The organism is Rathayibacter sp. VKM Ac-2926, from assembly GCF_022815565.1.
Classification (GTDB): domain Bacteria; phylum Actinomycetota; class Actinomycetes; order Actinomycetales; family Microbacteriaceae; genus Rathayibacter; species Rathayibacter festucae.
Map to the genome: position 1 here is coordinate 137,820 of NZ_JALGRS010000004.1, position 17,825 is coordinate 155,644.

Sequence of the window (17,825 nt, forward strand, 5' to 3'; positions counted from 1 at the left end):
GTGCCCACGTCGTCGCGGCTCCCCTGTGGCAGAGCCTGCGCGAGGCACAAGCGCTCATTCTGCCATGGCGCCGGAGCGCGCGTCAAAGCGGCGGTCCCGGCGAGGTCCTGAGGACGGATGCGCGAGGGCAACTCCGCAGAAGTTGTCGTACCGGGGCGCCCGCTACGACAACTTCTGGAGAGCGGCGACGCGGGGCCACGCAGGTCTAGCGGCAGAACGCAGAAGTTGTCGTACTCGGATGCCCACTACGACAACTTGCGAGGAGTGGAAGCCGCGATCCGGCACGGTCGCTTCAGAGGACGATCGTCTGCCCGTCCTGGGGGCGCTCCGGGTCGAAGCGGTCGTCCGTCACCGGCTGCGGCTGCGGGCCGCCCTGGGCCTGCACCTCGGCGGCCGCGGCGAAGGCGAGGAGCGTCGCGCGTGCATCCGTGAAGAAGCGCCAGACGGAGTGGGTGAACGCGACGACTCCCAGCAGGATCGAGAGCAGTCCGAGCGCCCACGCCCCGGGAGGGAAGAAGCCGAAGGCGATCAGCGAGACGTGCCAGGCGCCGAGCGCGGCCACGTCGCCCCAGGCGGGGGTCCGGGAGGGCCGCACGGTCACCCGAAACGCCACGACGCTCGCGACGACGGCCAGACCGACCGCCAGAATGGGGAGGGCGATGACCAGGCCGAGCACGGTCCAGCCGCTCGATCCTCCGAAGAGTCCGTACCCCAGGAGGATCCAGAGCGGCAGGACGACCGCCGCAGGGAACAGCCAGGAACCGAAAGCCCGTCTCGTGCGCATGCACCGACGGTACCCATGACCGCTGAAGAACGCCTCAGCGACCCCCGAGAGGATCAGCATGATCGAGCTGCGCACACCCGCCGAGATCGAGGAGATGCGCCCGGCCGGCCGCTTCGTCGCCGAGGTGCTGAAGGCGACGTCAGCCGCGGCCGCCGTGGGCGTCAACCTTCTCGAGCTCGACCGCCTCGCCCACGACATGATCCGCTCGGCCGGAGCGGAGTCCTGCTACATCGACTACCACCCGTCGTTCGGCGCCAGCCCCTTCGGCAAGGTGATCTGCACGTCGGTGAACGACGCCGTGCTGCACGGCCTCCCCTTCGACTACCGCCTGCGCGACGGCGACCTGCTGACCCTGGACTTCGCCGCCTCCGTCGACGGCTGGGTCGCCGACTCCGCGATCACCGTCGCCGTCGGCACGCCCCGCCCCGAGGACCTGAAGCTCGTCGACACCACGACCCGCGCGCTCGAGGCCGGCATCGCCGCCGCGCAGCCGGGCAAGAAGATCGGCGACATCTCCGCCGCCATCGCCGCGGTCGCCCGCGCCGAGGGACTCAGCATCAACACCGACTTCGGCGGCCACGGCGTCGGCCGCACCATGCACGGCGACCCGCACATCGCCAACGACGGCCGCGCCGGCCGCGGCTACCCGCTGCGCCCGGGCCTGGTCGTGGCGATCGAGCCGTGGTTCCTGCAGAGCACCGACGAGATCTACACCGACAAGGACGGCTGGACCCTCCGCAGCCGCGACGGCTCGCGCGGCGCGCACATGGAGCACACCATCGCCATCACGGAGACCGGCAACATCGTCCTCTCCGCGCGGGACTGATCCCAGCCCCGAAGGTTCATCCGCGGAGTACTGGACAGCAGCGGTATCCGATAGCGATACTATCCGCATGCGAGTCTCCGAGCTCAGCCGCCTCAGCGGCGTCAGCCTGCCCACGATCAAGTACTACATCCGGGAGGGGCTGCTACCACCGGGCACGGCCTCGGGGCCGCAGCGGTCCGAGTACGGCGACGAGCACCTCGCCCGGCTCCGACTGCTCCGCGCGCTGATCGAGAGCGGCGGGGTCGGCATCGCCGGCGCGAAGCGGATCACGGCCGTGCTGGACGAGGGCGCTCCCCCGGCGGTCGCGTTCGAGGTGGCGCAGGACGTCGTCTCCGCGAACGTCGACTCCGAGGCCGTCGCCTCGGACGACGCGCTCGAGCGGGTGCGGTCGGTGGTCGGCGACGACTACTGCGAGCACCCCGCGGTGCGGACGGCGGCCCGAGCCCTCGACGCCCTGGAGCTCTCCGGGGGCGGGATGACGCCGTCCTGGCTCGACGCCTACGCCCGGGCGGCGGCGATCGTCGCGGGCGCGGACCTGGACGAGCTCGAGGCGCGCAGCAGCGTGAGCGAGCAGACGTCGATCGCGGCGGTGGGCACGGCCCTCGGCGATGTCGTGCTGCAGTCGATGCGCCGCGTGGCCCAGGCCCGCGAGACGCAGCGGAGGTTCGGGGAGCGGCAGGACTCGCCGTCCGCCTCCGAGCACACCGCGGCGCAAGAGAACGCCGAGGTCGCGCGATGACCGCCACGATCCAGCGTCCGGAGCGTGCAGCAGCGGTCCTCGCCCGTCCGCACCGCCCGCTCCTCGTCCTCGCCGCGGCGATGGCGGTCGGCGTACTGGCCTGCCTCGTCCTGCTGCTCGTCGACCCGCGCGAGCTCGGCGGCCAGCCGCTCTGGGCGAAGCCGCTGAAGTTCTGCCTCTCCATCGCCGTCTACGCACTGACGCTCGCCTGGCTGATCGGCCTCGTCCCCGAGCGCCGCCGGCGACTCGCGCGGATCCTCGGCAGCGTCGCTGTCGCGGGTCTCGCGATCGAGATGGTCGTCATCGGCGGCGCCGCGGCGGTGGGCGTCACCAGCCACTTCAACGTCACGACGCCGCTGCACTCGGCGCTCTGGGCGGCGATGGCGGTGTCGATCGTCGTCGTCTGGCTGGTCACGCTGGTGCTCGCGGCGCTCCTGGCGCGGGTGCCGCTCGGCGACCCCTCGCTCACTCTCGCGGTCCGGGCCGGCCTCGTGATCGGACTCGTCGGGATGGCGCTCGCCTTCCTGATGACCGGGCCGACCGCCTCGCAGCTCTCGGATTACCAGGGCGTCGTCGGCGCGCACGCGGTCGGCGTGGACGACGGCGGCGCAGGACTGCCACTGCTCGGCTGGAGCACCACGGGCGGCGACCTCCGGATCCCGCACTTCGTCGGGATGCACGCGCTGCAGGGGCTGCCGCTGCTGGCGTTCGCGCTCGCACGGCTGGGGACGCGGGTGCGGCTGCTCGGCGACGCGACCCTCCGCCTCCGGCTGGTCGCGCTCGCGGCGCTCGCCTGGTCCGCCCTCGTCGCGCTGACCTGCTGGCAGGCGCTGCGCGGGCAGTCGATCGTGGCTCCGGATGCGCTCACCCTCGCTGTCGGCGGCGCGGTCGTGCTCGCCCTCGTGATCGCGGGACTCGTCGCGGTGCGCCGCGCCTCCGTCGAGGTCGCGCGATGAGCCGGCTGCGCCGCGGCTGGACGCCGCACGCGGTGATCTACCTTCTGCTCGCCGTCGCCGGCCTCGTCGGCACCTGGACGTACAACGTCCGCGCCGTGCTGGAGAGCGTCGACTTCCTCGGCGACCTCGCGGGCGGTGGACCGGCGGTCTCGTCGATCACGACGGACCTGCTGGTGGTGGCGATCGCCGCCGTCGCCTTCATGATCACCGAGGGCCGCCGCATCGGCATGAAGCGGGTCTGGATCCTCGTCCTGCTCGCGCCCCTGGTCGCCCTGGCCTTCGCCTTCCCGCTCTTCCTCGCCCTCCGCGAACGCCACCTCACCCTCGCCCGGGAGCCCTGACCCCCCCCCTCGCGAGATGCCACTTATGAGCACGACACGCCGAGAAAGGCGGTCACAAGTGGCATCTCGCGGGATCGGGCCGTCGCACGCAGTGGCGAGATGCCACTTCAGTACGCGACACGCCGAGAAAGGCGGTCACAAGTGGCATCTCGCGGGATCGGGTCAGGGCAGGAGCTCCGGGCGGACGCGGCGGGTGAGCTCGACGCTCTGCTCGTGGCGCCAGGCGGCGATCGCTCCGTGGTTGCCGCTGAGCAGCACCGGGGGGACGTCGAGGCCGCGCCAGGACGCGGGCTTGGTGTAGCTGGGGTACTCGAGCAGGCCGTCGGAGTGGCTCTCCTCGACCAGGCTCGCCGGATTGCCGACGACGCCGGGCACGAGGCGGCCGACGGCCTCGATCATCGCCATCACGGCGACCTCTCCCCCGTTGAGGACGTAGTCGCCGAGGCTGATCATCCGCACGCGGGCGCGCTCGGCGGTGTGGTCGACGACGCGCTGGTCTATGCCCTCGTAGCGGCCGCAGCCGAACACGAGGGACGACTCCTGCGCGAGCTCGCGCGCGGTCGCCTGGGTGAAGACCTCGCCGGCGGGCGAGGGGAAGATCACCAGCGGGTCCGCCGCGGGATCGAGGATCGTGTCGAACGCCTCACCCCACGGCTCGGGCCGCATCACCATGCCGGCGCCGCCGCCGTAGGGCGTGTCGTCGACGGTGCGGTGCCGGTCGTGCGTGAAGGAGCGGAGGTCGTGCACCCCGAGCTCGATCAGCCCGCTCTGGCGCGCGCGCCCGAGCAGGCTGATGTCGAGGACGCCGAAGAACTCCGGGAAGATCGTGACGATGTCGATCCTCACGACCGCGGCTCCTCCTGGGAGTCCGGGGTCGCGGCATCCGCGGAGTCGGCTGTCACGTCGGCGGACTCGGATTCAGCTTCGGCGTCGGCTTCGTCCTCGACCGGCGCGGCCGCGGCCAGCTCGGGGTCGGAGAGGTCGACGCCGCTGAGGTCCACCTCGGCGGGCTCCTCCTCGGGAGCCTCCTCGAAGAGGCCGATCGGCGGCGTGACGGTGACGACGCCGGCGACCGGGTCGACGGACGGGACGATCGCGTTCACGAACGGGACCATCACCTCGCCGGACGGCGTGCCGACGATCAGGAGGTCTTGCGCGGGGAAGTGGTCGACGCGGCGGACCGTGCCCACCTCGCGGCCGTCGCGGACGACGGACATGCCGACCAGCTGGTAGTCGTACCAGGAGTCGTCGTCGCCGGGCTCGGTCTGCACCTCCTCGTCGATCCAGAGGATCGCCTTGAGGAGGGTCTCGGCGGCGTCGCGGTCGGCGATGCCCTTGAAGAACGCGACGGGGTGGCTGTTGTACCAGCGCAGCTCGACGAGCTCGAGCTTCTTGCCGTGCCACTCGGAGGTGCGGGGCACCTGGAGCGTGAAGGAGGCACCGGGGGTGAAGCGCTTGTCGGGCTCATCGGTGTAGAGCTCGAGCTTGATCGCGCCCTTGAGCCCGTGGGCCTTGGTGAGTCGGGCGACGCGGAGCTGCGTCGTGCCCGCTGCGGGGGCCGCCACCCTACTTGTCGGTGTCGACGACGTCGACGCGCACGCGTCGCCCGTCGGCGAGGGCAGCGACGAGAGTGCGGACGGCCTTGGCGGTGCGACCGGAACGTCCGATCACGCGGCCGAGGTCCTCGGGGTGCACGCGCACCTCGAGGACCTCTCCGCGCGGGGAGCTCGTAGCCACGACCTTGACCTCATCGGGGTTCTCGACGATCCCCTTGACGAGGTGTTCGACGGCGGGAGCGAGCATGGACTACGCCTCGGTGGAGGCTTCGTCGGCGGCGGGCGCCTCGGGCGCGGTGGCCTTGGCGGGAGCCTCGGACTTCGGCTTGAGGACCGGCTTCTTCTTGGCGTCGACGACGAACGGAGCCTTGGGCTCCTTCACCTGGACGGTGCTGACGGCGTCGGCGTCGCCCTTGAAGCGGCCCCAGTCGCCGGTCAGCTTGAGGATCGCGGCGACCTGCTCGGTCGGCTGCGCGCCGACTCCGAGCCAGTACTGCGCGCGCTCCGAGTCGACCTTGATGAACGAGGGCTGCTCGGTCGGGTGGTACTGGCCGATCTCCTCGATCACGCGGCCGTCGCGCTTGGTGCGCGAGTCGGCGACGACGATGCGGTAGTAGGGCGCTCGGATCTTGCCGAGGCGCTTCAGACGAATCTTGACAGCCACAATTCTCCTGTGTGGTCGTTGACCGTGAGGTCGATGATGGATGAACTGAGCCGTGAGCGTGGGGTGCACACCCGGCCGGAAGCTCGAGGGGGTTTCTTCGGCGGTGAGTAGAGGGTCGACCGCCTCGGACCCGACGGATCATTCTGCCAGAAAAACCCCCGGCCTGCGGCCCCGACACGGACACCCGTCACTCGGCGTCCGCTCCGGTCTCTGGTGCGAGGATGTGGGGGCGCGTCCCGCCCCGGTGGACGCCGGACTGACGAGGACGCCGTCATGGAGATCACCTTCGCCGAATCCGACCGCTCCACCCTCGGGATCGAGTGGGAGGTCGCCATCGTCGACCGGCAGACGGGCGACCTCGCCAACGTCGCCGACGTCGTGCTCGAGGCGCTCCGCGGCGAGGACGGATCGCCGCATCCGCGGATCACCGGCGAGCTGCTGAAGAACACCGTCGAGCTGGTCTCCGGCGTGCACCGCACCGTCCGCGACGCCGTCGCCGACCTGCAGGACCAGCTGCGCCAGGTGCGCGAGATCACCGACCCGATGGGCCTGGACCTCGTCTGCTCCGGCTCGCACCCGTTCGCGCAGTGGTACGACCAGACCATCACCGACAAGGAGCGGTACCACCGGCTCATCGACCGCACCCAGTGGTGGGGCCGCAACATGATGATCTGGGGCATCCACGTGCACGTGGGGATCGAGGACCGGGACAAGGTCCTCACCATCCTCAACGCGCTGCTCGACTACTACCCGCACCTGCAGGCGCTCTCGGCGTCCAGCCCGTTCTGGGGCGGCGTCGACACCGGCTACGCCTCGAACCGCGCGCTGATGTTCCAGCAGCTGCCCACCGCCGGGCTGCCGCCGCAGTTCGGCGCCTGGGCGAACTACGAGGAGTACGTCGACGACATGATGCGCACCGGCGTCATCGACGACCACACCGAGGTCCGCTGGGACATCCGCCCCTCGCCGCAGTGGGGCACGATCGAGATGCGCGCCTGCGACGGGCTGTCCTCGCCGGAGGAGATCGGCGCGGTCGCGGCGCTGATCCAGTGCCTGGTCGAGCACCTCTCCACCCAGCTCGACGAGGGCGGGACGCTCGCGACGATGCAGCCCTGGTACGTCAGGGAGAACAAGTGGCGCGCCGCGCGCTACGGACTCGACGCGGAGATCATCCTCGACGCGGCCGGGAACGAGCGGCTCGTCACGGACGACATCCGCGATCTGCTCACGACGCTCGCGCCGGTGGCGGAGCGGCTCGACTGCGCGGCGGAGCTGGCCGACGTCGAGCTGATCCTCGTGGCGGGAGCGAGCTACCAGCGCCAGCTGCGCACCGCGGCCGAGAACGACGGCGATCTGAAGGCTGTGGTCCGGGCGCTGGCGGGCGAGCTGCGCGACGGGCTCAAGGACCCGCGGGCATGACCCGACGGCTCCTGGCCGGTGCGGCGCTGCTCGGCGCCGGCCTGCTGGCTCTCGCGGGGTGCTCGAGTGCCAGCGGTGCCCCCGCCGGAACGGGCGCCACACGGTCGCCATCCGCGACCACGGCCACGGCTCTGCCGTCGCCGACCTCGGATCCGCTGTCCGACTCCGCGCCGCTCGCGCTCGGTGGGGCGCTGCCGGCCGGCGCGCGGGTCACGATCGTCGGCGACAGCATCGTCCGCGGTCTGGGGCTCGATCCCGGACAGGCCTGGCCGGCCCTCGTCGGGGACGACCTGGGCTGGAGCGTCGTCAACCTGGGCTGCGACGGCGGCGGCTTCATCGAGCCGGGCGACTGCGGCGTGGCCGTCGGCGACCGGGCCGAGGAGATCGCCGACACCCGGCCCGACGCGATCGTGCTGATCGCCAGCAGCAACGACCTCGGCTGGACCCCCGAGGAGGTCGCCGACGCGATGGGCCCGGCGGTGCAGGCGATCGCGGAGGCCTCCCCCTCCGCGAAGCTGATCGCGCTCGACTCGGTGTGGGGGCCGGATCCGCGACCCGAGGACCTGGACGCCTACGATGCGGCGCTCGTGGGCGCCGTGGACGCGGCGGGCGGGATCGCCCTCGAGTACCCGGACCCGCTGCGCGCCGACGGGCTGCTCGCCGAGGACGGCGTGCATCCGACGGCCGAGGGCCAGGTCGCGCTCGCGGACGCCTTCGTGCTCGCCGCGGAGAAGGCCGGGCTCGCGCAGGCGATCCCCGGGGACCAGCGGGCGACGGACGCGCCCGGCTGACCCCGGGGGAGCCGCTCAGCGGGTGGTGCTGTTCTTGCCGTCGCGCCAGGAGAGCAGGTCGCGCACCGGCTGGAGGTCGATGTCCGGGCCGGTGATGCCGAGAGTGAAGAGGCGGGCGCCGAGGTCGAACTGCTGGTCGAGCACGCCGAAGGAGGCGTCGCCGACTCCCCCGCGGACGCTCGCGCCGGTCGAGATCTCGATGGCGTCCATGTCGCGGTCGACGCGGCCGCACCAGTCGGCGAGGACGCCGAGCTTGCGCTCGAGGGTGGGGACGTCGGAGAAGCTGTGCCAGATGTCGGCGTGCTCCGCGACGATGCGGAGGGTCTTCTTCTCGCCGCCGCCACCGATCATCACGGGGATGTCGCGGGTGGGAGCGGGGTTCAGCTTGTCCCAGCGGGCGCGGATGCGGGGCATGGCCTCGGAGAGCTCGTCGAGGCGCGACCCGGCGGTGCCGAAGTCGTAGCCGTACTCCTGGTAGTCGCGCTCGAACCAGCCGGAGCCGATGCCGAAGATCAGGCGGCCTTCGGCGCCCTTGGCGCTGATGTGGTCGACGGTGCGGGCCATGTCGGCGAGCAGGTCGGGGTTGCGGTAGCTGTTGCAGGTGACGAGCGGGCCGAACTCGATGCGGCTGGTCTGCTCGGCCCAGGCGGCGAGCATGCTCCAGCCCTCGAAGTGCAGGCCGTCGGGCTCGCCGGAGAGCGGGTAGAAGTGGTCCCAGTTGAAGGCGATGTCGACGCCGATGTCCTCGAGCTCGGCGAGCGTGTCGCGGATGACCTCGTAGGAGACGTGCTGCGGGGCGATCTGGACGCCGATGCGGACGGGGCGCGGAGAAGCGGTTGTCATGCCTTCACGCTAGACCTCGCGGCGGGCGGCGTGCCGGTGGTGGGTCTCGATACGCCCCTGCGGGACTACTCGACCAGCATGAGGCGGACCCCTGCTGATCGAGCAGGCCGCGCAGCGGGCGTATCGAGATCCGATCGGGGCGGCTACTCGCCGGCCGGGTCGGGGGACGCGGTGGGGGCGTCGTCGCTGGTGGAGCGGGCGAGCTTGACGGTGGTGGCGCCGTCGGCGTCGAAGAGGCGGAGGCGGCCGCCGTCGATCGAGGCCATCATCGCGTCGGCGAAGATCATCGGCAGGGCGACGCCGTCGCAGGCGATCATCGTGCTGGGGCCGGCGTCGACGGTCAGCGCGCCCTCGCCGTCGATCGACCACTCGCCCTGCACGCCGTTGCAGCCGTCGGATCCGGTCCAGGTGCCGTCCTCGGCGAGGAGCAGGAACGGGACCTCGGGCGACTCGTAGGACACTCCCGTGACCCAGCGGCCGACGAGCTCGTCCGGCGACGGGGCAGAGGCGGCGTCCACTCCCGAGCCCTCGGAGCAGCCGGCCAGCCCGAGGGCCACTGCGGCCGCCGCGGCGACCGCGAGACCGGCGCCCAGGCCCCTCATCGGCCGAGGAGCTTCTGCAGCTGCTCCAGCTCCTCCGGAGTGGGCTGCGCACCCGCGCCGGAGCCACCGCCGAGGCCGAAGCCCGAGCCGCCCGCGTTCGTGGACTGCGGGCCGGAGCTGATCGCCGCGTTCTCCGCGGCGCGCTTGGCCGGGTTGCCCGACTTGCTGCTCTTCTTCTTCTGCGGCTTCGGGCGGCCCTGGTAGCCGGCACCGGGCACGGGGCCCATGCCGGGGACGTTCGGCACGCCGCCCTTGGCGACGGTCTTCATCATCTTCGCGGCCTGGTCGAAGCGCAGGACGAGCTGGTTGACGTCGGTCACGGTCATGCCGGATCCGCGGGCGATGCGGAGGCGCCGCGAGCCGTTCAGCAGCTTCGGGTTCACCCGCTCGGCCCTGGTCATCGACTGGATGATCGCCTCGGTACGCACGATCTCGCGCTCGTCGAACTGGTCGAGCTGCTCGCGCATGCCCTTCGCGCCGGGCAGCATGCCGATCATCTTCTTGATCGAGCCCATGTTGCGCAGCTGCTGCATCTGGCCGAGGAAGTCGTCGAGGGTGAACGTGTCCCCCATGATCTTCTCGGCGATCTTGCGCGCCTCGTCCTCGTCGAACGCGCTCTGCGCCTGCTCGATGAGGGTGAGGACGTCGCCGAGGTCGAGGATGCGGCTCGCCATGCGGTCCGGGTGGAACTGCTCGAAGTCGTCGAGGCCCTCGCCGGTGGACGCGAAGAGGATCGGGCGGCCGGTGAGCGAGGCGACCGACAGGGCCGCGCCGCCTCGGGCGTCGCCGTCGAGCTTGGAGAGGACGACGCCGGTGAAGTCGACGCCCTCCTGGAAGGCCTTCGCGGTGGCGACCGCGTCCTGGCCGATCATCGCGTCGATGACGAAGAGGACCTCGTCCGGGTTCGTCACCCGGCGGATGTCGGAGGCCTGCTTCATCATGTCGGCGTCGACGCCGAGGCGGCCGGCGGTGTCGATGATGACGGTGTCGTACTGCTTGTCGGTGGCGAACTTGATCGCGTTCTGCGCGACCTTGACCGGGTTGCCGACGCCGTTGCCGGGCTCCGGGGCGTACACCGCGACACCGGCCTGCTCGCCGACGACCTGCAGCTGCTGCACCGCGTTGGGGCGCTGGAGGTCGGCCGCGACGAGGAGCGGCGTGTGGCCGTCCTTGCCGAGGTACTTGCCGAGCTTGCCGGCGAGGGTCGTCTTTCCCGCACCCTGGAGGCCGGCGAGCATGATGACCGTCGGCGGGCGCTTGGCGAACTCGAGGCGGCGCGACTGGCCGCCGAGGATCGCGACGAGCTCCTCGTTGACGATCTGCACGACCTGCTGCGCGGGGTTCAGCGCCTTGTTGACCTCGTCTCCGAGGGCGCGCTCCCGGATCTTGCCGGTGAACGCCTTGACGACGTCGAGCGCGACGTCGGCGTCGAGCAGCGCGCGCCGGATCTCGCGGACGGTGCCGTCGACGTCCGAGGCCGAGAGCTTGCCCTTCGTGCGCAGGTTCTTGAAGGTCTCGACGAGTCGATCGGAGAGGGTGCCGAAAGTAGCCATGATGCCGGGAATTCTACCGGAGCCTTCCCGGAGGTCGGACGACCGCGGCCCGCGTCGATTAACTGTACCGAGTGCAGGAACTCGTCTAAGGTGGCCGGGTGATCGAGACACTGCTCGCGGGCGACGCCGCGGATCCCCTGGACTACCGCAATGGCTGGGAGCTGCAGCGCCGGCTGCACGGCGAGGTGGTCGCCGGTTCGCGGCCGGGCACGCTCGTGCTCTGCGAGCACGCCGCCGTCTACACGGCGGGCAAGCGCACGGAGTCGCACGAGCGGCCGGTCGACGGCTCCCCCGTGGTCGATGTCGACCGAGGCGGACGGCTGACCTGGCACGGGCCGGGGCAGCTGGTCGGCTACCCGATCGTGCGGCTGCGCGAGCCGGTGGACGTGGTCGCCTACGTCCGCTCGCTCGAGGGCGTGCTGATCGACGTGCTCGACGACCTCGGTGTCGCCGGGGTGCGGGTCGACGGGCGCTCGGGGGTCTGGATCCGCCGGGGCGAGGGCGCCGACAAGATCGCGGCCATCGGCATCCGGGTGGCGCACGGCGTGACGATGCACGGCTTCGCCCTCAACGTCTCGAACAGCCTCGAGCCCTACTCCCGGATCGTCGCGTGCGGCATCGCCGACGCCGGAGTGACCACTGTCGAGCGCGAGCGCGGCGAGGCGCCCTCGATGGAGTCGGTGCGCGCCCGGGTCGAGGCGCGGTTCCGGGAGGCGGCACCCGCCTTCGCGGTCGTGGAGACGATCGCGGGGGTCGCGGCGTGAGCGCCGAGACCGGCGGCCGGAAGCTGCTGCGCCTCGAGGTGCGCAACGCCGAGACGCCGATCGAGCGCAAGCCGGAGTGGATCAAGACCAAGGCCGTGATGGGCCCGGAGTACCGGCAGCTGCAGTCGCTCGTGAAGGACGAGGAATTGCACACGGTCTGCCAGGAGGCCGGCTGCCCGAACATCTTCGAGTGCTGGGAGGACCGCGAGGCGACCTTCCTGATCGGCGGCTCGCAGTGCACGCGCCGCTGCGACTTCTGCCAGATCGACACCGGCAAGCCGGCCGACTACGACGCCGACGAGCCGCGCCGCGTGGGCGAGTCGGTGGCACGGATGAAGCTGCGCTACGCGACGGTGACCGGGGTGGCCCGCGACGATCTGCCGGACGAGGGCTCCTGGCTGTACGCCGAGACGATCCGGCAGATCCACGCGCAGGCGCCGGGGACGGGCGTGGAGATCCTGGTGCCCGACTTCACCGGGCGCGCGGAGCACCTGCAGCGCGTGTTCGACGCCCGGCCGGAGGTGTTCGCGCACAACGTCGAGACGGTGCCGCGCATCTTCAAGCGGATCCGGCCGGCGTTCCGCTACGAGCGCTCGCTCGACGTCCTGACCCAGGGACGCGATGCCGGGCTGATCACGAAGTCGAACCTCATCCTCGGCATGGGCGAGGAGCGCGAGGAGATCTCGCAGGCGCTGCAGGACCTGCACGACGCGGGCACCGACATCGTGACGATCACGCAGTACCTCCGCCCGACGCCGCGGCACCTGCCGGTGGACCGCTGGGTGCACCCGGAGGAGTTCGTCGCGATCAAGGAGGAGGCGGAGGACATCGGCTTCCTGGGCGTGCTCTCCGGCCCGCTCGTCCGCTCCTCCTACCGCGCCGGTCGCCTCTGGGCCCGCTCGATGGAGTCGAAGGGCCGGCCGGTCCCGGAGCACCTGCGCCACCTGGCCGACGCGGCCCTCGGCTTCTCCCAGGCGGTCTGACCCGCTCTCCCCGCGAGATGCCACTTGTGCACGCCTTGCACGGCGTGTCGCGTGCACAAGTGGCATCTCGCGGATGGGGTCCTGGGGGCCCTTGCTGGTCGAGTAGCCCGGCAGGGGCGTATCGAGACCCACGATCGTCAGCAGGGGTGGTCTGCAGACTCGCTGTCTGACGCTGGTGGATCTCGATACGCCCGCTCCGCGGGCTACTCGATCAGCAAAGTGGCCGGTCTTCCGAGAGGGCTGTTCGCCGAGTCGATCCGTCTCGGGCCATGGCCCGCCCGCAGAACTCGGTTCGCGTCCACTCTCGGCCCGGCGGTCAGTGGTGACTCACGCTGCGCCGGGGACTGAACTGCTTCGCGAGATGCCAGTTGTGCACGCGTTTCACGGCGTGTCGCGTGCACAAGTGGCATCTCGCAGAAGAGGAGGAGGGACTCCCGGGTCAGGCGACGAGCTGGGCGGCGAAGACGTGGGGGGTGAAGCCGGTGAGGTCGTTGATGCCCTCGCCCTGGCCGACGAGCTTGATGGGGATGCCGGTCTTCTCCTGGACGGCGAGGACGAAGCCGCCCTTGGCCGAGCCGTCGAGCTTGGTGATGACGAGGCCGGTGACGCCGGCGTGCTCGATGAAGGCCTGGGCCTGCATCAGGCCGTTCTGGCCGGTGGTCGCGTCGAGGACGAGCAGGATCTCGGAGATCGGCGCCTGCTTCTCGACGACGCGCTTGATCTTGCCGAGCTCGTCCATCAGGCCGCCCTTGGTGTGCAGGCGGCCGGCGGTGTCGATGATGACCATCTCGATGCCGTGGGTCTTCGCGTACTCGACGGTCTGGTAGGCGACGGAGGCCGGGTCCTGGCGCTCCTGCTGCGGGCGGACGATCTGCGCGTCGGCGCGCTGCGCCCAGGTGGCGAGCTGGTCGACCGCGGCGGCGCGGAAGGTGTCGGCGGCGCCGACCACGACGCTGCGGTCGAAGTTGCGGAGGAACTTCGCGAACTTGCCGATGGTCGTGGTCTTGCCGACGCCGTTCACGCCGACGACCAGGATGACCGCGGGCCGCTCGCTGAGCTTGAGGGTCGTGTCGTACTTGGAGAGGCGCTCCTCGAGCGACTCGCGGAGCATGCGCTGGAGGTCGCGCGGGTCGGTGGTGTTGTAGCGGGCGACCTTGGCGCGGAGGTCCTCGACCATCTCCTCGGTGATGTCCGGCCCGAAGTCGGCGGTGATCAGGGCCGTCTCGAGGTCGTCCCACGTCTGCTCGTCGATCGTGCGCTTCTCGAACAGGCCGCGGAGTGCGCGACCGAGCGACCAGGAGCTGCGTTCTGCCATGCGCCCAGGCTACCGGCGGGTGGACGTCCGATCTGCAGGCGATCCGCCCTTCGCGGAGCCTGGACCTGCGGCAGGACGGGCCTGCCGGCCGGCATCGCCTGCGAATCGAACCCGTGGATCAGACCGCCGGCGCCTCCACGCGCTGACCGACCACCGCGGAGACCCCGTCCTGGCGCATCGAGACGCCGTAGAGGGCGTCGGCGATCTCCATCGTGCGCTTCTGGTGGGTGATGACGATCAGCTGACTCGACGTGCGGAGGTCCTGGAAGATGCTGAGCAGGCGGCCGAGGTTCGCGTCGTCGAGCGCCGCCTCCACCTCGTCCATGATGTAGAACGGGCTCGGCCGCGACTTGAAGATCGCGACCATGAAGGCCACCGCCGCGAGCGAGCGCTCGCCGCCGGAGAGCAGCGACAGCCGCTCGATCTTCTTGCCGGCCGGGCGCACCGCGACCTCGATGCCGGTGGTGAGCAGGTTCTCCGGGTCGGTGAGCCGGATGCTGCCGGTGCCGCCGGGGAAGAGCACCGGGAAGACGTCCGCGAAGGCGGCCTGGGTGTCGTCGAAGGCCGAGGCGAAGACCGTCTGCATCGTCTCGTCGAGCTCCTCGATGATGGTCAGCAGGTCGCGGCGGGTGTTGGTGAGGTCGGTCAGCTGCTCGGTGAGGAAGACGTGGCGCTGCTCCAGAGCCGCGAACTCCTCGAGGGCGAGCGGGTTCACCCGGCCGAGCTGGCCGAGCTGCTTCTCGGCCTTGTCCAGCCGGCGGCGCTGCTCGTCGCGGACGAACGGGCGCGCGGGCGCCTCGGCGTCGGTCTCGTCGGGGACCGGGACCTCGGGGCCGTACTCGGCGACCAGCACGTCCTCGACCAGTCCGAGCTCGGAGCCGGCGCGCTCGAGCAGCCCGGTGAGCTGCAGGCGCTTCTCGTAGATCTGCAGCTCCAGACCGTGCACGCTCTCGGTGACACTCTGCAGCCGGTCGCGGAGCACGCCCTCCTCGCGGCGCAGCGCCTGCAGCTCCTCGTTCTGCTGCGAGCGGGCGGTCTCGGCGCGCAGCAGCTCGGCACGCGACTGCTGCACCGAGCGGTCGACGGAGGCGAGCACGGCGGGGATGGCGCCGGTCACGTCGGCCGCGGCGTCGTGCTGGCGGCGGCGGATCACGGCGCGGCGGGCGGCCTCGTCGGCGGCGGCGCGGTCGGCGGCGAGCTGGCGCTCGAGCGATTCGCCGCGGGACTGCTCGGCCCGGACGCGCTCCTTGGCGGTCTCGACGCCGAGGCGCGCCTCGATCTCGCGCTCGCGGGCCGCGTCGACCTCGCGCTGGAGGCCGTCGCGGGCGCTGACGTCGAGGACCGGGCGCGGGCGCGAGCGGGCGACGTCGAGCTCGCCCTTCGCCTTCTGCGCCGCGGCCTCGGCGTCGCCGACCCGCTCGGTGGCGATGGTCAGGGCCTTCTCGCCGCGCCCGAGCTCGGCGGTGGCGCCCTCGAGCTGCGCGCGCACCCGGCCGAGGCGCTCGGTGTGCGCGGCGCGGGCGGCGTCGTGCTCGCGCAGGGCGGCGAGGGCCAGGCGCGACTGCTCCTTGGCGGCGCGCAGGGCGCCGGTCTGCTCGGCGAGGTCGAAGCGGAGGCGGTCGATCCGGCCCTCGATCTCCTCCAGCCGACTCGCGGCGGCGTCGCGCTCGGAGACCAGCTCGAGACGGCTGCGCTGCCCGCCCGCTCCCCCGCTGAGGACGGCGTCGGAGACCGAGGCGCCGTCGCGGGTGACCACGGTGACGGGGTGCTCGCCGCCGGCCAGCGCGGGCCAGAGCCGGCGGGCGGTGTCGAGGTCGTCGACGACGACGACCTGCTCGAGCAGGGCGAGGACGCCGTCGGGGCCGGTGACCAGGTCGCGGGCGCGGGTCGCTCCCTCCGGCACCTCGATCGCGAGGGCGGGGCGGGCGGCGTCGCCGATCAGCAGCTCGACCCGGCCGAGCTCGCGACGGATCGCCTCGTCGAGTGCGGCCTCGGCGTGCGGCTGCGAGTCGGCGAGCACGGAGTCGGCGGCCGCTCCGAGTGCCGCCGCAATGGCCGCCTCGTAGCCGGGGCGGACCTGGATCCGCTCGGCGACGCGGCCGCGGATGCCGTCCAGGCGGGTGGCGATCAGCTCGGCCGAGCCGTCGGAGACGTCGAGGGCGAGCGAGAGGGCGCTGCGGCGGGCGGCGAGTCCGTCGCGCTCGCGCTCCAGGGCGTGCAGCTCCTCGCGGAGCCGCTCGATCTCGCCCTCGGCCTCGAAGACTGAGGACTGCGCGAGCTCGTAGCCCTCGTCGAGCGTGCCGTCTGTGCCGCCGCCCGCCTCGCCGATCTCGTCCTCGAGCGCGTCGAGCTGGCGCTGGGCCGCCTCGCGGCGCTGCACGGCGGAGTCGAGGGTGTTCTGCGCGCGGAGCACCTCGCCGCGGACGGCGGCGAGACGGGAGGCGGCGGTGTCGGCCTGGCCGGTCAGCTTGGACAGCTCGAGGTCGTGCCGGGAGACGAGCGCCGACTGCGCCGCGATCTCCTCGTCGGTCGCGTCCAGGGCGCCGCGAGCGCGCACCGTCGCCTTCTGCGAGTCGGTCCACGCGGTCTCGGCGTCGAGCACGGCGACGCGGAGGCGCTCCAGCTCGGCGCGCGCCTCCTCGACCATCGGCGCCGTGACGCGGGGCTGCACGGCGGGCTGCTCCGACTCCGCCTCGAGCAGGGCGAGGCGCTGGCCGGCGAGCGCCGCCAGATTGCGCAGCCGCTCCTGCACCGACTCGAGCTCGAAGGTGGTGCGCCGGGCGTCGTCGACCGCGTCGCCGACCATCTCGGACTCGATCCGGGCGGTGCGCAGCGTGCTCTGCTCGAGCCGCTCCTGCAGCACGAGGCGCTCGCTGTGCCGCTCGCTCTCGGTGCGGGCGAAGCCGTCGAGCGCGGTGCGGAGGGTGACGACGTCGTCGGCGAGCAGGCGTGCGCGGGCGTCGCGGACGACGGCGGCGATGGTCTGCGCCTGCCGGGCGACCTCCGCCTGGCGGCCGAGCGGCTTGAGCTGGCGGCGGATCTCGCCGGCGAGGTCGGAGAGGCGGGTCAGGTTCGCCTGCATGCCGTCGAGTTTGCGGAGCGTCTTCTCCTTGCGGCGGCGGTGCTTGAGGATGCCGGCCGCCTCCTCAATGAAGCCGCGGCGCTCCTCCGGGGTCGCGTGCAGGACGGCGTCGAGCTGGCCCTGGCCGACGATGACGTGCATCTCGCGGCCGAGACCGGAGTCGCTCAGCAGCTCCTGCACGTCGAGCAGCCGGCAGGCGCGGCCGTTGATCGCGTACTCGCTGCCGCCGTTGCGGAACAGGGTGCGCTTGATCGTCACCTCGGTGTACTCGATCGGCAGTGCGCCGTCGGTGTTGTCGATGGTGAGCGCGACCTCCGCGCGGCCGAGCGGGCCGCGGGTGGAGGTGCCGGCGAAGATGACGTCCTCCATCTTGCCGCCGCGGAGGGTCTTCGCGCCCTGCTCCCCCATCACCCAGGCGAGAGCGTCGACGACGTTGCTCTTGCCCGAGCCGTTGGGCCCGACGACGCAGGTGACCCCGGGCTCGAAGGCGAACGTGGTCGGCTGCGCGAAGGACTTGAACCCCTTGAGGGTCAGGCTCTTCAGGTACACCCGGCCGCCTCGCTCCGCTCGAAAACGCTCCCTACGGTACTCGACGGGCTCCGTCGTG

The 17,825-nt window shown here is 71.9% G+C and carries 18 protein-coding genes; 8 read left to right on the plus strand and 10 right to left on the minus strand.

What is annotated here, in order from left to right; genetic code table 11:
• Positions 1–292 precede the first annotated feature (292 nt).
• Entirely contained in the window at positions 293–784 is a 492-nt protein-coding gene (locus MT351_RS06840; RefSeq protein ID WP_132437830.1) for a hypothetical protein, read from the minus strand.
• A gap of 58 nt (positions 785–842) precedes the next feature.
• On the opposite strand from MT351_RS06840, the gene map reads away from it, so the two are divergent.
• The 4 genes from map (at position 843) to MT351_RS06860 (ending at position 3,646) form a co-directional block, all read left to right on the plus strand.
• Entirely contained in the window at positions 843–1,610 is a 768-nt protein-coding gene (gene map / locus MT351_RS06845) for a type I methionyl aminopeptidase (RefSeq protein WP_123445720.1), read from the plus strand.
• Positions 1,611–1,677: 67 nt separating this feature from the next.
• On the plus strand, positions 1,678–2,349 hold the full coding sequence (locus MT351_RS06850) for a MerR family transcriptional regulator (RefSeq protein ID WP_132437829.1): 672 nt from the start codon (positions 1,678–1,680) through the stop codon (positions 2,347–2,349).
• Positions 2,346–3,305: a hypothetical protein gene (locus MT351_RS06855; protein WP_132437828.1), complete on the plus strand. Its 960-nt coding sequence runs from the start codon at positions 2,346–2,348 to the stop codon at positions 3,303–3,305. Before MT351_RS06850 ends, MT351_RS06855 begins: the two co-directional genes overlap by 4 nt.
• A complete protein-coding gene (locus tag MT351_RS06860; protein WP_132437827.1) occupies positions 3,302–3,646 on the plus strand; it encodes a DUF2834 domain-containing protein in 345 nt (114 codons plus the stop codon). Before MT351_RS06855 ends, MT351_RS06860 begins: the two co-directional genes overlap by 4 nt.
• A gap of 162 nt (positions 3,647–3,808) precedes the next feature.
• Here MT351_RS06860 and trmD read toward each other — a convergent pair whose 3' ends face one another.
• From trmD to rpsP, 4 genes are read right to left on the minus strand one after another with little or no spacing between them, the layout of a single operon-like run.
• Positions 3,809–4,492: a tRNA (guanosine(37)-N1)-methyltransferase TrmD gene (gene trmD, locus MT351_RS06865; RefSeq protein ID WP_243581682.1), complete on the minus strand. Its 684-nt coding sequence runs from the start codon at positions 4,490–4,492 to the stop codon at positions 3,809–3,811.
• Complete coding sequence (rimM, locus tag MT351_RS06870) at positions 4,489–5,211, minus strand: ribosome maturation factor RimM (protein WP_123736846.1); 723 nt, start codon at positions 5,209–5,211, stop codon at positions 4,489–4,491. The genes trmD and rimM overlap by 4 nt, the downstream gene beginning before the upstream one ends.
• Position 5,212: 1 nt before the next feature.
• A complete protein-coding gene (locus MT351_RS06875; protein ID WP_123445714.1) occupies positions 5,213–5,449 on the minus strand; it encodes an RNA-binding protein in 237 nt (78 codons plus the stop codon).
• 3 nt (positions 5,450–5,452) lie between these two features.
• The gene (gene rpsP, locus MT351_RS06880; RefSeq protein ID WP_123445713.1) at positions 5,453–5,866 is read right to left on the minus strand and encodes a 30S ribosomal protein S16; all 414 of its coding nucleotides are present in this window, start codon (positions 5,864–5,866) and stop codon (positions 5,453–5,455) included.
• Between the two features lie 273 nt (positions 5,867–6,139).
• Here rpsP and MT351_RS06885 point away from each other — a divergent pair, with 273 nt between their 5' ends.
• Positions 6,140–7,285: a glutamate--cysteine ligase gene (locus MT351_RS06885; RefSeq protein ID WP_132437826.1), complete on the plus strand. Its 1,146-nt coding sequence runs from the start codon at positions 6,140–6,142 to the stop codon at positions 7,283–7,285.
• On the plus strand, positions 7,282–8,076 hold the full coding sequence (locus tag MT351_RS06890) for an SGNH/GDSL hydrolase family protein (protein ID WP_132437825.1): 795 nt from the start codon (positions 7,282–7,284) through the stop codon (positions 8,074–8,076). Before MT351_RS06885 ends, MT351_RS06890 begins: the two co-directional genes overlap by 4 nt.
• 15 nt (positions 8,077–8,091) lie before the next feature.
• On the opposite strand, the gene MT351_RS06895 is transcribed toward MT351_RS06890, so the two are convergent.
• The 3 genes from MT351_RS06895 to ffh form a co-directional block, all read right to left on the minus strand.
• Positions 8,092–8,919, minus strand: a complete 828-nt coding sequence (locus MT351_RS06895; protein WP_123732175.1) for an LLM class F420-dependent oxidoreductase — start codon at positions 8,917–8,919, stop codon at positions 8,092–8,094.
• 143 nt (positions 8,920–9,062) lie between these two features.
• Positions 9,063–9,521, minus strand: coding sequence for an META domain-containing protein (locus MT351_RS06900; RefSeq protein ID WP_132437824.1), 459 nt, complete (start codon positions 9,519–9,521; stop codon positions 9,063–9,065).
• Positions 9,518–11,074 carry a signal recognition particle protein gene (ffh, locus tag MT351_RS06905; protein ID WP_132437823.1) on the minus strand — a complete coding sequence of 519 codons (1,557 nt, stop codon included), beginning with the start codon at positions 11,072–11,074 and terminating at the stop codon, positions 9,518–9,520. Before ffh ends, MT351_RS06900 begins: the two co-directional genes overlap by 4 nt.
• A 98-nt stretch (positions 11,075–11,172) precedes the next feature.
• Between ffh and lipB the strand changes: the two genes are divergently transcribed.
• Both lipB and lipA read left to right on the plus strand, forming a co-directional pair.
• Positions 11,173–11,838, plus strand: coding sequence for a lipoyl(octanoyl) transferase LipB (lipB, locus tag MT351_RS06910; RefSeq protein WP_132437822.1), 666 nt, complete (start codon positions 11,173–11,175; stop codon positions 11,836–11,838).
• Complete coding sequence (lipA, locus tag MT351_RS06915) at positions 11,835–12,821, plus strand: lipoyl synthase (RefSeq protein ID WP_207901823.1); 987 nt, start codon at positions 11,835–11,837, stop codon at positions 12,819–12,821. The genes lipB and lipA overlap by 4 nt, the downstream gene beginning before the upstream one ends.
• A gap of 439 nt (positions 12,822–13,260) precedes the next feature.
• Here the strand turns inward: lipA and ftsY are convergent, their stop codons facing one another.
• Positions 13,261–14,136, minus strand: a complete 876-nt coding sequence (ftsY, locus tag MT351_RS06920) for a signal recognition particle-docking protein FtsY (RefSeq protein WP_123445706.1) — start codon at positions 14,134–14,136, stop codon at positions 13,261–13,263.
• A 118-nt stretch (positions 14,137–14,254) separates the two neighbouring features.
• Complete coding sequence (gene smc / locus MT351_RS06925) at positions 14,255–17,767, minus strand: chromosome segregation protein SMC (protein ID WP_132437821.1); 3,513 nt, start codon at positions 17,765–17,767, stop codon at positions 14,255–14,257.
• Positions 17,768–17,825 lie beyond the last annotated feature (58 nt).

Excerpts from the sequence above, each read along its gene's own strand:
- MT351_RS06840 (WP_132437830.1), bottom strand. The coding sequence starts at position 784 with ATGCGCACGAGACGGGCTTTCGGTTCCTGGCTGTTCCCTGCGGCGGTC.
- map (WP_123445720.1), top strand. The coding sequence starts at position 843 with ATGATCGAGCTGCGCACACCCGCCGAGATCGAGGAGATGCGCCCGGCC.
- MT351_RS06850 (WP_132437829.1), top strand. The coding sequence starts at position 1,678 with ATGCGAGTCTCCGAGCTCAGCCGCCTCAGCGGCGTCAGCCTGCCCACG.
- MT351_RS06855 (WP_132437828.1), top strand. The coding sequence starts at position 2,346 with ATGACCGCCACGATCCAGCGTCCGGAGCGTGCAGCAGCGGTCCTCGCC.
- MT351_RS06860 (WP_132437827.1), top strand. The coding sequence starts at position 3,302 with ATGAGCCGGCTGCGCCGCGGCTGGACGCCGCACGCGGTGATCTACCTT.
- MT351_RS06875 (WP_123445714.1), bottom strand. The coding sequence starts at position 5,449 with ATGCTCGCTCCCGCCGTCGAACACCTCGTCAAGGGGATCGTCGAGAAC.
- MT351_RS06885 (WP_132437826.1), top strand. The coding sequence starts at position 6,140 with ATGGAGATCACCTTCGCCGAATCCGACCGCTCCACCCTCGGGATCGAG.
- MT351_RS06890 (WP_132437825.1), top strand. The coding sequence starts at position 7,282 with ATGACCCGACGGCTCCTGGCCGGTGCGGCGCTGCTCGGCGCCGGCCTG.
- MT351_RS06895 (WP_123732175.1), bottom strand. The coding sequence starts at position 8,919 with ATGACAACCGCTTCTCCGCGCCCCGTCCGCATCGGCGTCCAGATCGCC.
- MT351_RS06900 (WP_132437824.1), bottom strand. The coding sequence starts at position 9,521 with ATGAGGGGCCTGGGCGCCGGTCTCGCGGTCGCCGCGGCGGCCGCAGTG.
- ffh (WP_132437823.1), bottom strand. The coding sequence starts at position 11,074 with ATGGCTACTTTCGGCACCCTCTCCGATCGACTCGTCGAGACCTTCAAG.
- ftsY (WP_123445706.1), bottom strand. The coding sequence starts at position 14,136 with ATGGCAGAACGCAGCTCCTGGTCGCTCGGTCGCGCACTCCGCGGCCTG.